Source organism: Luteimonas dalianensis (assembly GCF_049339425.1).
GTDB lineage: Bacteria > Pseudomonadota > Gammaproteobacteria > Xanthomonadales > Xanthomonadaceae > Luteimonas > Luteimonas dalianensis.
In genome coordinates, this window is record NZ_JBMPPO010000006.1 from 45,772 (window position 1) to 60,345 (window position 14,574).

The 14,574-nt window shown below is 69.7% G+C and carries 13 protein-coding genes and 1 other RNA gene; 5 read left to right on the plus strand and 9 right to left on the minus strand.

Going from position 1 to position 14,574, the window contains the following annotated elements; all coding sequences use genetic code 11:
- Nucleotides 1-81: 81 nt before the first annotated feature.
- Both ACOZ90_RS09840 and ACOZ90_RS09845 read right to left on the minus strand, forming a co-directional pair.
- Entirely contained in the window at nucleotides 82-465 is a 384-nt protein-coding gene (locus tag ACOZ90_RS09840; RefSeq protein ID WP_422893479.1) for a YraN family protein, read from the minus strand.
- A complete protein-coding gene (locus tag ACOZ90_RS09845) occupies nucleotides 462-1,829 on the minus strand; it encodes a penicillin-binding protein activator (protein WP_422893480.1) in 1,368 nt (455 codons plus the stop codon). The genes ACOZ90_RS09840 and ACOZ90_RS09845 overlap by 4 nt, the downstream gene beginning before the upstream one ends.
- Before the next feature lie 114 nt (nucleotides 1,830-1,943).
- Here ACOZ90_RS09845 and rsmI point away from each other — a divergent pair, with 114 nt between their 5' ends.
- Nucleotides 1,944-2,801 (plus strand): 16S rRNA (cytidine(1402)-2'-O)-methyltransferase, encoded by an 858-nt coding sequence (gene rsmI, locus ACOZ90_RS09850; protein WP_422893481.1) that lies wholly within the window; start codon nucleotides 1,944-1,946, stop codon nucleotides 2,799-2,801.
- Between the two features lie 107 nt (nucleotides 2,802-2,908).
- Entirely contained in the window at nucleotides 2,909-3,529 is a 621-nt protein-coding gene (azu, locus tag ACOZ90_RS09855; RefSeq protein WP_422893482.1) for an azurin, read from the plus strand.
- Between the two features lie 88 nt (nucleotides 3,530-3,617).
- Here azu and ACOZ90_RS09860 read toward each other — a convergent pair whose 3' ends face one another.
- From ACOZ90_RS09860 to ACOZ90_RS09890, 7 genes are read right to left on the minus strand one after another with little or no spacing between them, the layout of a single operon-like run.
- Complete coding sequence (locus ACOZ90_RS09860; protein ID WP_422893483.1) at nucleotides 3,618-4,649, minus strand: FAD:protein FMN transferase; 1,032 nt, start codon at nucleotides 4,647-4,649, stop codon at nucleotides 3,618-3,620.
- Nucleotides 4,650-4,659: 10 nt separating this feature from the next.
- On the minus strand, nucleotides 4,660-5,208 hold the full coding sequence (locus tag ACOZ90_RS09865; protein WP_422893484.1) for a nitrous oxide reductase accessory protein NosL: 549 nt from the start codon (nucleotides 5,206-5,208) through the stop codon (nucleotides 4,660-4,662).
- Nucleotides 5,205-6,029 carry an ABC transporter permease gene (locus ACOZ90_RS09870; protein ID WP_422893485.1) on the minus strand — a complete coding sequence of 275 codons (825 nt, stop codon included), beginning with the start codon at nucleotides 6,027-6,029 and terminating at the stop codon, nucleotides 5,205-5,207. The genes ACOZ90_RS09865 and ACOZ90_RS09870 overlap by 4 nt, the downstream gene beginning before the upstream one ends.
- The gene (locus tag ACOZ90_RS09875) at nucleotides 6,026-6,952 is read right to left on the minus strand and encodes an ABC transporter ATP-binding protein (RefSeq protein ID WP_422893486.1); all 927 of its coding nucleotides are present in this window, start codon (nucleotides 6,950-6,952) and stop codon (nucleotides 6,026-6,028) included. The genes ACOZ90_RS09870 and ACOZ90_RS09875 overlap by 4 nt, the downstream gene beginning before the upstream one ends.
- Entirely contained in the window at nucleotides 6,949-8,217 is a 1,269-nt protein-coding gene (locus tag ACOZ90_RS09880) for a nitrous oxide reductase family maturation protein NosD (protein WP_422893487.1), read from the minus strand. The genes ACOZ90_RS09875 and ACOZ90_RS09880 overlap by 4 nt, the downstream gene beginning before the upstream one ends.
- Before the next feature lie 19 nt (nucleotides 8,218-8,236).
- Nucleotides 8,237-10,216 (minus strand): TAT-dependent nitrous-oxide reductase, encoded by a 1,980-nt coding sequence (gene nosZ / locus ACOZ90_RS09885; RefSeq protein WP_422893488.1) that lies wholly within the window; start codon nucleotides 10,214-10,216, stop codon nucleotides 8,237-8,239.
- A 42-nt stretch (nucleotides 10,217-10,258) separates the two neighbouring features.
- Entirely contained in the window at nucleotides 10,259-12,448 is a 2,190-nt protein-coding gene (locus ACOZ90_RS09890; protein ID WP_422893489.1) for a 4Fe-4S binding protein, read from the minus strand.
- A gap of 199 nt (nucleotides 12,449-12,647) precedes the next feature.
- On the opposite strand from ACOZ90_RS09890, the gene ACOZ90_RS09895 reads away from it, so the two are divergent.
- From ACOZ90_RS09895 to ACOZ90_RS09905, 3 genes are all read left to right on the plus strand, one after another.
- Nucleotides 12,648-13,502: a ferritin-like domain-containing protein gene (locus ACOZ90_RS09895; protein WP_422893490.1), complete on the plus strand. Its 855-nt coding sequence runs from the start codon at nucleotides 12,648-12,650 to the stop codon at nucleotides 13,500-13,502.
- 64 nt (nucleotides 13,503-13,566) lie between these two features.
- An RNA gene (gene rnpB, locus ACOZ90_RS09900) (RNase P RNA component class A) lies at nucleotides 13,567-13,917 on the plus strand.
- Nucleotides 13,918-14,045: 128 nt separating this feature from the next.
- Nucleotides 14,046-14,261, plus strand: coding sequence for a hypothetical protein (locus tag ACOZ90_RS09905; protein WP_422893491.1), 216 nt, complete (start codon nucleotides 14,046-14,048; stop codon nucleotides 14,259-14,261).
- Nucleotides 14,262-14,574 lie beyond the last annotated feature (313 nt).

Here is a 14,574-nt window from a genome sequence, read left to right on the forward strand (position 1 = left end):
GTCATGGGGTTGGCCTGTATTCGGTGTCGGCCCCATTGTAGGCACAGCCGTGCGCCGCCCGCCCATGACTTCCGTCGTGGGTCAGCCGTCGACGCGGAAGGCGTCGCGGATCCAGTCCAGCTGCGGTGACTGCGGGTCGCCGCTGGCGTCGACCACGTCGAACCTGCACGGCGTATCCGCGTACTGCGGATGCTTCACCAGGAACAGCTGCGCGGCGCGGATGATCCGGCGCTGCTTGCGCCAATCCACCGAATCGGCGCCGCCGCCGTGGCTGTCGGTGCGCCGGAACCGCACTTCCACGAACACCAGCACCCCGGTGCCATCGCGTTCGCGGTCCAGCATCACCAGGTCGAGCTCGCCCAGGCGGTAGCTGGCGTTCGCCGCCACCGCCTCCAGGCCCGCGCCCAGCAGGTGTTCGCGCGCGGCCTGCTCGACCGCGTCGCCGCGTGCGCGGGTGTGGCTCAACCGCCGCCCAGCGGCACCACGCGGCCGCCGCTGAAAGTGGCCCAGGCCGGGGTGCGTTCGATGTTGCCGAACCCGTCCAGGCGCAGGGTGCCAGTTGCGCCGCGCAGCTCGCCGTCGGCGCGGGTCACCAGCCGCTCCATGAAGGCGGTCAGCAGCCAGGCGTCGTAGCCGAAGGCGAACAGCCGCGCCGCCGGGCCGCGCGCGGTGGGCAGGGTGGAGGCCACCGTGGACGCCATCGGCAGCCCGGCCACGCCGCCCGAGCTCCAGCGCTCGGTGGGGAAGACGATGCCGTCCAGCACCGCGTCGTTCTCCGGGTTGCCGCTGGCGAACAGCTGCGAGGTGCCGACCCGCGGGCGGGTCGCGTAGCCGGCTTCCACCAGCTGCGGCGCGATCATGCGCGCCTCGGCCATGCGCAGCGACAGGAACACCGCCTGCGCGCCCTCCGGCTTGAGCATCGCGTTGCGCAGCGCCTCGGTCATGTCCGGCTGCGCCTCGCCGCCGACCACCACCATCAGGTCGCTGACCTGGCCGCCGCCGGCCTCGAGTTGGCGCCGGAACGCGTCGGTGCTGCGGCGGGTGGTGTCGTCGCCGCCGGTGAGCACCAGCACCCGCTGCACGTTCTGCGAGAGCAGGTGGTTGGCGGCGGCGATGCCGTCGTCCTCCGGCGCCATGGCGAAGCTGAGGCTGCCGGCAGGGGTGTCTTCGTCCGCGCGGTTGAGCGCGAGCACGGGCACCGGCAGCCGCGCCGGGTCGGCCAGCACCGCGGCCACCTCGTCGCGGCCGAGCGGGCCGAGTACGTAGTCGGCGCCTTCGGCGATCGCGCGCTCGTAGGCGGCCATTGCGCCGCCTGGCGTGCCGGCGGTGTCGTGGAAGATCATCTCCGGGCGCTGGCGGCGCTCGCCGTAATAGCCGGCCAGCAGGCCGTCGCGCACCGGCGAGGCGGCCGTGGCCAGGCGGCCGGACAGCGGCAGCAGCACCGCCAGCTTCAGCGGCGGGCGGTAGCCGTCGTGGTCAGCGGGCGGGCGGCTGCCGGCATGCGCGTTCCACAGCATGCCCAGGTCGAACGGGCGCGGCAGCGGCAGCCCGCGGGCGATCAGGGCGCGACCGGCGAAGCTGTACAGCGGGTCGCCTTCCGGCATCGCTGCGGCGGCCTGGGCCAGGGTCTGGTCGTCGAGCCCGGCCAGCAGCTGTTCGATCCGGCGCACGGTGTCGCCGCGCTCCTGGCCGGTCAGCGCGCCCAGGCGCTGGGCCAATTCGCTGGCCTGTGCCAGCTCGGGGTTCGCCGGCTGTGCCGGAGCGGCCGGTCGGGTGATCTGCACCTGGCCGCAGCCCGTCAGCACCAGCAGTCCCAGCGCGAATGCCATCCCTATCGCCTTCAAGCGCATCGTTTCACGTCCACAGGAGAGTCCGGGCGATTCTACCCATCCCGCGCCCGCCGGCCCATGAAGACCGCCCGGGCGCACTATCATGGCCGCGCCATGACCGACCCGCCCGACCACGCCCCCCAGCCCGGCACCCTGTACGTCGTCGCCACCCCGATCGGCAACCTGGGCGACCTGTCGCCGCGCGCGCAGGACACGCTGAGGGGCGTGTCCGCGATCTGTGCCGAGGACACCCGCCACACCCGCCGGCTGCTGGCGCACTTCGGCATCGAGGCCCATCTGGTCGCCCTGCACGAGCACAACGAGGCGGCGCAGGCGGCGCGGCTGGTGGAGCGCCTGCAGGCGGGTGAATCGCTGGCCCTGGTCAGCGATGCCGGCACCCCGCTGGTCAGCGACCCCGGCTTCCGCCTGGTGTGCGCCGCGCGCGAGGCCGGGCTGCGGGTCAGCCCGATACCTGGCCCGAGCGCGCTGATCGCCGCGCTCAGCGTCGCCGGCCTGCCCAGCGACCGCTTCGCCTTTGAAGGCTTCCTGCCGGCCAAGCCCGCCGCCCGCCGCGAGCGCCTGCAGCGCCTGGCCGGCGAAACGCGCACCCTGCTGTTCTACGAGTCATCGCACCGGATCGCCGACACGCTTTCCGACGCCGCCGCCGCCCTGGGCGGGCAGCGCCGGGTGGTGCTGGCGCGCGAAATGACGAAGCTGTTCGAAACGGTGCTCGACGGCACCCTGGCGGCGCTGCGCGACCGTGTCCGCGACGATGCGGATCAGCGCAAGGGCGAGTTCGTGCTGGTGGTGGAGGGCGCCGGTGACGACGCCGATGCAGTCCTGGCCGAAGGCCGGCGCGTCCACGCCCTGCTCAGCGCCCACCTGCCGCCTTCAGCGGCGGCAAAGCTGGCGGCCGAAATCACCGGGGCCCCGCGCAAGGCCCTCTACGGGAAGCCGGATCAGGGTTCCTGAACACGGCGCAGACATCCTCCGGAGTATCATATGCATCGGCACGCGCCCACCAGCTGGTGCGGCCCGGATTCATCACGACATGTTCCCGATCCTTTCAGGAGTTCCACATGAACATCAAGATTGCCCTGTTGAGCGCCGCATGCGCGCTGGCCCTGTCCGCCTGTGGCGACAGCTCCACGCCTCCGGCCGACACCTCGCCGGCCGAGCCGGCTGCCGCGCCTGCCGCCCCGGTCGAGCCCGCCACCACGGAACCGGCTGCTGCGCCGGCCCCGGCTGAAACGCCCGACGCCGCCCCGGCCGACGCCGACAGCGCCGCCCCCGCGGACAGCAGCGAGCCGGTCGCAAGCGGCTGTGAGATCACGATCGAAAGCAACGATGCGATGCAGTTCAATACCAAGGCGATCACCGTTCCGGCTTCCTGCACCGACTTCACGATCACCATGAACCACGTCGGCAGCATGCCGGTCGCGGCCATGGGCCACAACGTGGTGATCACGTCCTCGGCCGACATGGCCGGCGTCGCGGCCGACGGCATGGCCGCCGGCCTGGAGTCGGGCTTCCTCAAGGCGGACGACGACCGCGTGGTTGCCGCGACCGACATGATCGGTGGCGGGGAGACGACTTCGGTCACCTTTGCCGTCAGCGATATCCAGGGCGGGGACTACAAGTTCTTCTGCAGCTTCCCCGGCCACTCGGCCCTGATGAACGGCACCATCACCGTCGAATAATCAGCGGCGTGCAACACGAAGGCGGGGGTCATCGACCCCCGCCTTTTTTGTGCCTGGTGGAAAAGCCGGAGCCGCGCGCGGCCGGCGGTTACGCCTGGCCTGCAGGCCTGCCGTCGGGACCGGTCACCCGGCCCGCGCCATCGACGAACCAGGCGCGCACGGACGGGTAGTCGGCGAGCAGCGGCGCGCGCTGTTCCGGCGCCAGTACCGACAGGGTGGTGGACAGGCCGTCGGCCAGGGTGGCCCGCGGGGCGGCCACCGAGACCGAGGCGTGGTGGTTCGCGCTGCGGCCGGTTCGCGGATCAAGCAGGTGATGGATGTCCGGATCCGGCCCGAAACGCGTGCCGTAGCCGCCGGACGTCGCCAGCGCTGGCCGCTGGCCGCGCCCGCTGCCGAGCGGCAGCTCGAACAGCGTGCGGCCTGGCTCGGCCGGATCGGTGACCGCCGCGCGCCAGCTGCCGCCATCGGGCCGGTGGCCCAGAGCCCGCCCTTCGCCCAGGTTGACCAGCACGTCGCTGAATCCGTTGGCCAGCAGCAGCTCGGAGACCCGGTCGGTGATGAAGCCCTGGGCCACGCCATTGAGGGTGATCGCCGCGCCCGGGCGCCCCAGGCGAATCCGGCCTGCGTCCACTTCCACGTCGGCGAAGCCCACCTGCTGCCGCGCCCGGGCAATGGCCCGGGCCGACGGGCCCTGCGCCGATGCGCCCGGCGCGGAGAAATGGTCGAAATACAGGCGCAGCAGCGGCTGCACGGTGGGGTCGAACGCGCCTGCGCTGCGCTGCGCCAGCGACAGGCTGAACGACAGCAGCTCGACCAGCTCGGTGGGCGGATCGTCCAGCGCGCCCGCGGCGTTGAGGCGGGACAGGGCCGAGTCCGGCCGGTACAGGCTGAAGACGGATTCGAGCCGCTCGACCTCGGCCAGGCAACGGGCGATCATCGCCTGCGCATGCGGGCGGTCGGGGTGAACCAGCGTCATCGACGCCAGCGCGCCCATCGCCATGCCCTTCCAGACCGTCGGGGCAGGCGCTGCCGCCGACGTGGCCAGGGCAAGCCCGGCCGGCATCGCGCCCACGGCCGCGCCGGTGGCGGCGATGGAAAGAAAGCGTCGGCGATTGAGCATGGCCGCCTCCTCAGTGGTCGTCGTGGTGTCCGGGCATGGAGGATGGCAGATCCACCGGGCCGAGCACGTAATCGTCCGGAATGTCGTCCAGGCGGACGATCCTGCCGCCGTGCTCGGCGCGGAATGCCTCCGCCGCCGGTTCCGTGGAGAAGGGTACCGCCTCCGGCGCGCCCATGCCGCCGATCATCGCGCTTTCCACCACGTACCAGGCGTTGCGCGCGTCCACCCAGGTGCCTGCCTCCGGGTGCGCCCAGTTCCCGGCCAGGCCCATGTCGTTGACGTAGACCGCCGACACGTCCCTGGCTTCCTCGGGCAGGCGCAGGAAGGCAATGGTGTCGCGCACCGAGGTAAACCAGATCGGGGCGTCCCGGCTCTCCAGGTGGATCTGGCCCTTGGGGCCCTCGTGGGTGGAGAGCAGCATGCCGCAGTAGTGGCCGGTCGCGTCGTCCGGGGCTTCGGTGGCGACCGGCGGTGGCGCAGCAGGGCCGCTCCTGTCGCAGCCCGCGGCCAGCAGCATTGCCAGGCCGATCGCGGCCCATGTCTTGCGTCCAATCCTCATATCGGTCTCCTCCTGAATGCGAATACCGCCAGCACCAGCGGGGCCACCACCCAGGCGGCGAGCACCGCGAGCAGGACGCCGGCGGGCAGCGGCGCCGCGTTGCCGGGGCCGGCCAGGCCACTGTAGACGGCCACGCTGTCGTGGGCGGTCATGTTGAAGATCCGGTACACGTCCGCCGGATTGAGCAGCAGCAGCACGTCCAGCACGTTCTGGGTCACGTAGCGGCCCTGGTCGGCCACCAGGATCCCGAGCAGGGCCGTATCGTAAAGCAGCACGAACACCAGCCAGACCCCGACGGCCAGGCCGGCCGCGGTTGCGCGCTCGCGCACCAGGCTGCTGGCCAGCACGCCCATCGACACGAACGCCGCGCCCAGCATGATCGAGGTGAGCACCATCATCGCGAAGGCGCCCCAGGCGAGCGTGCCGGCTTCATTGCCCATGGCCAGCGCGCCCGCCGCGACGCCGTAGCCGAGCAGGGTGGCGATGGCCAGGATGCACACGTGGCCCAGGGCCTTGCCGGCAACCACCTGCCACCGCGATACCGGGTAGGACAGCAGCAGCATCAGCGTGCCGCGCTCCTGCTCGCCCACGATCGCGTCGAACGACAGCAGCAGGGCGATCAGCGGAACCAGGAAGATGGTGAGGCTGGCCAGGCTCACCACGACGACGGCCAGCGGATCGGCCCTGACCTCGCCGGTGGGAGCGCTGCCGAGCAGCACCAGCGACAGCGACAGCGCGGCCAGCAGCAGCGTGGTCGCGACCACCCAGCGGTTGCGCAGTCCCGCCCGGATCTCCTGCATGGCAAGCTTCAATACGTTCATGCCGCGCTTGCCTCCTGTTCGACCAGCTGCCGGTAAAGATCCTCCAGCCCCGGCGTGGCGGTGTTGATGTCCTCGACGGCGTCCATGGCCGCCAGGGTTCGCAGCGCGGCCATCTTGTCCGCGGCCGGCACGCTGAGCGTGAGTGCGTCACCGCTGCTTGCCGTGTGCCGGCTGCCCGCAGGCAGCCCTGCAAGCAGCTGGGCCGGGTCGGCCTGGCCGTCGCGCATGCGCAGCCGCAGCCGCACCTCGGGAACCGCGCCTGCGCGCAGTTCGTCCAGGGTGCCGGACGCCAGCAGGCTGCCCCGGTGCATCACCGCCACCCGGTCGACCCGGTTCTCGACCTCGGCCAGGGCGTGGGTGCAGACCAGCACCGTGGCGCCGCTGCCACGCAGCATGTCGATGGTGTTGAACACCTCGACCCTGGAGGCCGGATCCAGGCCGCTGGTGGGCTCGTCGAACAGCAGCAGCCGCGGCTCGCCGATCAGCGCCTGGGCGATCCCCAGCCGCTGGCGCATGCCCTTGGAATAGGTGGACACCCGGCGGTTGGCGGCGTGCGCGATGCCGACCAGCGACAGCAGTTCGTCGTTGCGGCGCGTGGAGTGGCGCTTGAGCCCAGCGTAGAACTTCATCAGCTCGTTGCCGGTCATCGCGCCGTGGAAGGCGACGTTTTCGGGCAGGAAGCCGAGCGTGCGCCGGGCTTCGGCGCCCTGCGAGCCGGCGGGGTCGACGCCGGACACGCGCACCGTGCCCTCGTTGGGGCGCACGAGCCCGAGCAGGAGCTTGATCAGGGTGGTCTTGCCGGCGCCGTTGTGGCCGACCAGGGCGGTGGCTTCGCCGGCGCGCAGGGCGAGGCTGACGTCGTTGACGGCCACCACGTCGCCATAGCGCCGGGTCACGCCGCTCCACTGGGCAATGATGCTCACTGCGCGTGATCCTCCGGCATCTGCGGCGGGCGCATCAGCGGCGCGCTGTCCACCACGCCGCCCGTGGACAGGGCGGGGAAGCGCGACTGTGCCCAGCGCACCATCTGCACCGCCGGGCTGCTCACCAGCGCCTTGGCCTGCGGCAGCGTCCACAGGATCTCGTCCATGACGTCGTTGGGCCGGTACGGCCGGTCGCCGATGCCGTCGCCATCCAGGTCGTAGGCCGGGTTGTCGCTCCAGTAGTTGCCGCGGCCTTCCGACGCCCAGTCCATGTCGCGGGTGCCCACGTACTTGATCTGCATCCGGTTGGCCACGAACGCGTTGCCGCTCAGGGCGTTGCCTTCCGATCCGGCGGTGAAGTGGACGCCGATCGGGCAGCCTTCGAACCAGTTGTCGGAAAACCGGTTCTGGTTGGCGTTGTAGATGAACACGCACTTCTCTCCGCCGTTGCGCACGGTATTGCCGACCACCTGCGAATCATTGGTGGCGTTGAGCATGAGGCCATGGTCCCTGTCGTTGATGGACACGTTGTTGCGGATCTCCAGGCCCTTGGAAAACATGATCGCCCAGCCGACGTGGTTGCCGCGGGACGCGTTGCCGATGATCCGGCTGTCGTGGGTATACATGTAGTGGATCGCGAAACGCAGGTTGGAGAAGGTGTTGTCCTGGAAGGTGTTCTGATTGCTGACCCTGACGTAGATGCCGTCGCGCCCGTGGCTGATCGTGTTGCCGATCACCTGGGCGCCGGGGGCGTTCCAGATCGAGACGCCGTTGCCGGCCTCCGCCAGGCGCATGCCCTTGAAGCCGGTGATGACATTGTCCTGCACCACCGAGCCGGCCGCGCCGTGCAGGTAGACGCCGAACAGGTTGTCGACCAGGTGGTTGTCGCGCACGTCCGCCCGCGGCGCGGACTCCTGCACCAGGATCGCCGAGTCCATTTCCAGCAGGTTGGTGCCCGAGCCGGTGATCTCCAGCCCGTGGATGCGGACATCCGGGGCCGCGACGGTGACCACGCTGCCGCTGCCGGGCCCGGTGAGCACGGCGCCGGGCTCGCCGGCGAGCGAGAGCGGCCTGTCGATGACGACCGGGCCGGCGTGGCGTCCGGCGGCCAGGCGAACGGTGTCGCCCGGCGCCGCGGCATCGAGCACCGGCTGCAGCAGGGTGCCCGGAGCCACCCGCAGCTCGGCAGCAAAGCCCTGAACCGGAACCGCCGCGCAGGCCGAAACGACGGCCCACGCGGCGGCATGCTTCCAGAGCCAGGCCAATGGCCTGCCCGGCATTTCCTTAAGCCTCAACCAGCATCCGTCCCTTCATTTCCATGTGCATGGCGTGGCAGAACCACTGGCAGTAGTACCAGTACACGCCAGGCCGGTCGGCGGTGAAGGTGACCGATGCCGTCGCCTGCGGCGCGACTTCCATCGCGATGCCGTAGTTGACGATGGTGAAGCCGTGGGACAGGTCGTCCACGGTGTCGTTGTTGGTCACGTAGACCGTCACCTCGTCGCCCTGCTTGACGGTGAAGTCGTTCAGGCTGAACGCCGGCGCGACCGAGGTCATGTAGACGCGCACCTTGTTGCCGTCGCGGATCACGTTGGCGGCGGCCTCCAGGGTCACGCCATCGGCTTCGGCCTGCCTGCGCGCGTCCTCCCACATGGGGTCGTTGCGGTCCCAGACGTTGACCGGGTTGACCTTCGAGCGATGGATGATCTCGATGTCATGCGGCTCGGCGAACGAGGGGCCGTCGTGCACCAGGACCATCTCGTCGCCGGAGATGTCGATCAGCTGGTCGTTTTCGGGCTTGAGCGGTCCCACGTTGAGGAACCGGTCCTTGGAGAACTTGTTGAGCGACATCAGCCACTTGCCGTCGGCCTCCAGGCTCTCGCCCATGGAGGTGTGGTTGTGGCCCGGCTGGTAATGCACGTCGAGCTTCTGGATGATCGGGTCGACGTCCTCGCCGTTGAACGCCCTCACGGCGTCGGCGATGTTCCACTTGGCGATCTGGCTGTCGATGAACAGCGTGGTGTAGGCGTTGCCACGGCCGTCGAACGCCGTGTGCAGCGGGCCCAGGCCAAGCTCGGGCTCCGCCACCACCGTGTCACGCGGCTGGATGGTGCCGGCGAACAGCTCGGGGAACTTGCGCACGTCGAACACGGTGACGGTCGGCGACAGCTTGCCGTTGGCAACGGCGTGGATGCGATCGGGCGCCATGTTCATGCCGTGCGGGCTGTTGGACACCGGGACGTAGCGGGTGAACGCCGAGTTCGCCTCCTTGCGGCCGTCCAGGACCGGCGCGCCGTTGATCATCTGGGCCTCGCCGTTGGCGACCGCGGCCTCGATCGCCTTGATGTCGAAGATGACGACGTGGTCCTGTTCGGAGGCGGACATCTCCGCCAGCGTCATGCCTTCCTCGGAGTTGTAGCTCGTCGCGAAGGCGTACAGGCCGTCGTAATCGGCGTCGACGTTGTCCAGGTTGCCGCTGACCATCACCTGCCAGGCGACCTGCATCGTCTCGCCGTCGACCGCGGTGAAGATGTAGCGGTACTGCTCCAGGTCGTTCACGTTGGTGCCGTCGTTCTGCAGCGGCACGCTGTCTTCGCCGTTGCAGAACAGGTATCCGGTCTTCGGGTACTTCTGCAGGCGCATGCCGTGGACCGTGTGCTGGTTCGGCAGCTCCAGGATCTTGTCGCACTTCATGACGTCGCAGCGCACGCGCGCCACCCGGGTGTTGGCCTTGTCGTTCACGTACACGTAGCGGCCGTCATGGTTGCCTTCCGTGAACGACATGTGCGGATGGTGCAGGTCGCCGTTGAAGTGCGTGCCGCCGCGGTTTTCCAGGAACTTCCTCGTCTCCGGGGTGAGCCCTTCGGTGAGGACCTTGAGACTCTCGTTGGTCTGGCCCCAGCCGGTGGCGCTGCAGCGGTTGAAGACCGGGATGCGCATCAGCACGCGCATCGATGGCATGCCCAGGATGCGCAGCTCGCCGCTCTGGCCGCCGGACAGGAAGCCGTAGTACTCGTCCAGTTCGCCCGGTGCGATGTGGACCTTGGCCGCCGCGTCCGAAGCCGCGGTGGCGCCGCCCGCGGCAGAACCGCCTGCCGGGGCCGCCCCGTTGCCGCTGCCGTTGCCGCAGCCGGCCAGCAGGCCGGTCGTTGCCGCGCCGGCGGCCAGCGCCATGCTGCCCCTCAGTACCGCCCTTCTGCCGGAGTTCGGCATGGCCGACGTGTCGGCCACCTGCTCGATCGATTTGCTCTTGTCGTCACTCATGCTTGCGTCCTCTCATTGGGATATGAATCCATGCAGCTGGGGTTACTGGCTGGCATCGGCTGCGGCCGGGGGGCCGCTGGCGGTGGACACCGCCAGCGGGATCTGCTTTCCGGCCGCCGCGCGCCGCTCACGCTTGAGCCGCTGCTGGATCTTGACCGGGCACTTCTTGTCGTGGTGGTACAGCACCTGGCAATGCAGGCACGAGATGCACTCGTTCGGGTTGATGTGGCCCTCGGGGTGGATCGCCTCCACCGGGCATTCCTTGTAGCAGCGCATGCACGGGTTGCCGCACTCGCGGTAGCGCTTGAGCCAGTCGAACATCCGCAGGCGCCCCGGGATCGCAAGCGCGGCCCCGAGCGGGCACAGGTAGCGGCAGAAGAAGCGTTCGACGAACAGGCCGGCCACGATCAGGGCCACCGCAAACAGCACGAACCACCACTCGCGCATGAAGCGCAGGATGATGGCGGTCTTGAAGGGCTCGACCTCGGCCAGCTGCTCGGCGAAGGCGAGCGAGCCCAGTGAGACGGCGAACAGGGCCAGGAAAATGATGTACTTGATCGGCCACAGGCGCTCGTGCACGCCCCACGGAATCTTCAGCTGCGGTACCTTCAGCGCCTTGGCGACCCGGTTGGTCAGCTCCTGCAGCGCACCGAACGGGCACAGCCAGCCGCAGAACGCGCCGCGGCCCCAGAAGATCAGCGCCACGGCCACCGAGCACCACAGGATGAAGATCAGCGGGTCGACCAGGAACGACGACCAGTTGAAGCCCTCCCGCAACGAGCTCGCGAACGTGAGCACGTTGACCACCGACAGCTGGGCCTGGGCCACCCAGCCCAGCCAGAACAGGGTGACGACCAGGTAGGCCAGGCGGATGCGGTCGAAGAGCTTCTCGCGCTTTACCAGCACGTCCTGGAAGAAGAAGATCAGGGTCAGCGCGATGAGCATCACGCCGAGCACGGCGATGGAGACGGTCTTGCTCTGCCACATCCGCTTCCACAGCGGATCGGTGTCGTCCTCCAGGAACGCGTGGGCACCGGTACCGGCGGTGGCCAGCGGGGCGGCCTGCGTCGCCGGTGCGGCGCCGCCCGAGGTGTACTGCGCCGGGATCGCATAGGGCAGGTCGAACGACACGAAGGCCTTGGTCAGCGCACCGGTCGCCCGCTGCACCAGCAGCTGCAGGCGCCAGGGCTGCGCCGGATCGAACTCGCTGTCTTCGGGGATGGCGAAGATCCCGATTTCCTTCAGCGAAGGCGCGCCCTCGGCGGCGAGCGTCCCCACGCGCCGGTGGGAGTGGTCGCGGAAGCGGATCGTCTCGGCGCCCTGGATCAGCTCGATGCGGTCGAAGATGCCGCCGCGCACGTAGCCGGAGCCCTTGAACGAATAGATGCCCGATCCGCCGACCACGATGGCCTGCTGGCCGGGTTCGAGCATGTCCAGCATGCTGGCGTACTCGGCCTCACCGAGCAGGCTGCGCCCGATCGCCGGCTGGGACGCCAGGGCCACGTAAAGATCGATGAACGGATCGTCCGGCGCGCCCGACTGCGGGCGCCGCACGGCCTCCGGGTCGCCGGCTTCGGCGAACCGGTCGTTGACCTCGCCCACGGTCAGGTGCAGGTGCGAGACCGCGCCCTGGTCGAGCAGTTCCTGCCAGCCGGTGATCGCGCCGGCGTCCGGGTTGATGACGCGCTTCTGCATGGCCGCGTCCGCGGCCACGCCGCCGCCCGCGCCCGCAGCCGGCTGGCTGCCGTCCAGGCCAAGCAGCCGGGCGACCCTGGCCGCCGAGCGGGTCACGCTTTCGCCCATCACCAGCACGGTCACGGTGGCGCCGCTGACCAGGTCCGCCTGCGGCGGCCCTTCTCCGCTGGCGGCCGCCTGCAGCGGGTTGTAGCCGACGAAGGGAGCCAGGTAATCGATGACGCGCTGTTCGGGAATGCCGATCAGCACGATCGGCTCGCTGTGCTCGACCATCCTGATGCCGGTGATGGTTCCGGCGGTGTCGAGCCCGACCAGGATGTGGATCGGCTTGCTGGAATACCCGTCCGCGTTGACGTACTGGGTATTGAGGTAGGCATACCCGGCCAGTTGGTCGCCGCGGAACACCTGGGCGACCGGCGGCGTCTGCCCGGTGGGCCCGAAGCGATCCGCTCCCGGCACCAGGTCGGCTGGCGTGACCTGGTTCACGAAGGTGTCGAAAGTCGCCGAAGGCTGGGCGCCGGCCATCTGCCAGGACATCAGGCCAAGTAGCATGGTGGCGAGAACCACGCGCCACGCCGTGCCAGCAAAATTGCTCAAGTCTACCCTCGCGTTGCTAGGATAACCGGGGTGGATCCGTGGCGCCCAGCCCCCTGGGCGGCCATTGGCAGCAAGTATATGCGAGGCGTCCGTTATGCGTCGAACCCTTACCGGCGGAAGTTTGCAGGGGCCGCCTTCAGTGGATCAGAACCGTCGTGATGCGCACAGCCCCAGGCGTGGACAGTCAGCGCGCAGCCGCTCCCTGCTGGGCGAAGACCCGGGCCTGGACGTGGTCGACATGGCCACGCTCGTGCAGATCGCCCGGGCCATCGAGGACGAAGCGGTGCGCCGCTACGAACAGCTCGCAAAGCTCATGGATGATCGCGGCGAGCCGGCCGTTGCCGAGGCGTTCCGCGCGATGCGGGACGAGGAGCTGAGCCACGTCGTCGCCGTGGATCGCTGGGCCGCGGCGCTGGGAGACCCGGTGCCGGCGGCCGAGGAGTTCGAGTGGCGGCTGCCGGCCGACCTCTCCAGCTCCTGGGACGACGTGGCCGGCAGCGCGTTGCTCACGCCTTACCGCGCCTTCGCGGTGGCGGTGGAGAACGAGGAGCGCGCGTTCGCCTTCTACTCCTACCTGGCCGCCCGCGCCGGAGACGAGCAGGTCAGGGCGGAAGCCGAGAAGCTCGGCGTGGAGGAGCTGCGGCACGCCGCGCTGCTGCGCCGGTGGCGGCGCCGGGCGTATCACCGCGAGCGCCGTTCCCGGCAGCCCGGGCCGGTGCGGATCGAGTCGGTCGCGATGCTGCGCGAGTTCCTGGCGCAGCAGGAGGCGGAGATCGCCGCAGCGCACCTTGCCCTGGCGCAGCGGCTGGAGCGCGCCGGCGAGGATCCACGCCACCTGCTGGTGGACGCGCAAAAGCCGCTGGAAGCGCTGGCGGACGTGCTTGAGGCCGTCATGGCCACGGCCGAAGGCGAGCTGTTCGACGAAGCCGCCGCCGCGATGGCCGGCGTGATCGAGCGGATCACCCGGATTTCGCTGCGGGAGGACGACGCCTGAGCTGGGGAACCGTTCAGCGCCGTCCGCGTCTTTGCCCGCCGCGCGTGGGATAATGCGCGCTGGCGGAGCCGGCCGGGCAATCGCGTCATCCTTCGGGATGCCGAGGAAAGTCCGGGCTCCACAGGGCACGGTGCCAGGTAACGCCTGGGCGGCGCGAGCCGACGGAAAGTGCAACAGAAAGATACCGCCGAACGGTTCTTCGGGATGCGTGGCAAGGGTGAAATGGTGCGGTAAGAGCGCACCGCGAGCCTGGCAACAGGCCGGCACGGCAAACCCCACCGGGAGCAAGACCGAATAGGGACCCCACGACGTTGCCCGCGTCAGGTCCGGGTAGGTTGCTTGAGCGTATCGGTGACGATGCGCCCAGAGGAATGGTTGCCCACGACAGAACCCGGCTTACAGGCCGGCTCCGCCTCTTTTCCCTGTTTCCACCCCGTTGCCGCATGTTGCGGCGCGATGTTGTCGTCTGGATGACCAGCTCCGGTCACGCTCAACGCCTGAGGTGCGCCCCGGGCCCGTTGGCGGGCTACAGGGGGATTTGCGATGCGACCGTGGAAACAGCCACTGTCGGCGCTGCTGGTTGGCCTGCTGTTCGGGCTGGCCGGCTGCGCCGGTGAAAGCGGGACAGCCGCCGCGCCCGTGACCGGCGCGGCACAGCCGTCGTCCGGCGCCGCCCGCCAGTGGCGCTTCGAGTCCGGCGCACCTGATCGCAGCATCACCAGGGTTCTGGAGTTCTCCGTGCCCTCGGCCGGCGGCTGAGCCTGGCCGCGCAACCGGGCGGTACCGCCCGGGCATGATCCCGGGCCGGCCTCGCTGCCGCCCGGCATCCGCCGCCCCGGCCGCCGGATCCGCGCGTTTCCGGCGCCGCCTCACGCGGCCTTAACGTTGGCCCTTCACGGCGCCTGAACATCCCCCTTCGCGGCCCTCGTCTCAAAATTTGAGACGAAACAGCAGCTTGTGGATAAAGCTTGAACAATTCTCTCAAGAGTTGTGCAAGTCATTGACCTGCTTGGCGAAATTACCCCTCCACGGTTGTTGACAACCCCATATCCGGGTCATAAGGTGGCGTTGC

What these genes read in the sequence shown, in the direction of transcription:
- ACOZ90_RS09890 (WP_422893489.1), bottom strand. Translation starts at nt 12,448, where the DNA reads ATGTCCTGGCAGATGGCCGGCGCCCAGCCTTCGGCGACTTTCGACACC.
- ACOZ90_RS09860 (WP_422893483.1), bottom strand. Translation starts at nt 4,649, where the DNA reads ATGCTCAATCGCCGACGCTTTCTTTCCATCGCCGCCACCGGCGCGGCC.
- rsmI (WP_422893481.1), top strand. Translation starts at nt 1,944, where the DNA reads ATGACCGACCCGCCCGACCACGCCCCCCAGCCCGGCACCCTGTACGTC.
- ACOZ90_RS09845 (WP_422893480.1), bottom strand. Translation starts at nt 1,829, where the DNA reads ATGGCATTCGCGCTGGGACTGCTGGTGCTGACGGGCTGCGGCCAGGTG.
- ACOZ90_RS09870 (WP_422893485.1), bottom strand. Translation starts at nt 6,029, where the DNA reads ATGAACGTATTGAAGCTTGCCATGCAGGAGATCCGGGCGGGACTGCGC.
- nosZ (WP_422893488.1), bottom strand. Translation starts at nt 10,216, where the DNA reads ATGAGTGACGACAAGAGCAAATCGATCGAGCAGGTGGCCGACACGTCG.
- ACOZ90_RS09905 (WP_422893491.1), top strand. Translation starts at nt 14,046, where the DNA reads ATGCGACCGTGGAAACAGCCACTGTCGGCGCTGCTGGTTGGCCTGCTG.
- ACOZ90_RS09865 (WP_422893484.1), bottom strand. Translation starts at nt 5,208, where the DNA reads ATGAGGATTGGACGCAAGACATGGGCCGCGATCGGCCTGGCAATGCTG.
- azu (WP_422893482.1), top strand. Translation starts at nt 2,909, where the DNA reads ATGAACATCAAGATTGCCCTGTTGAGCGCCGCATGCGCGCTGGCCCTG.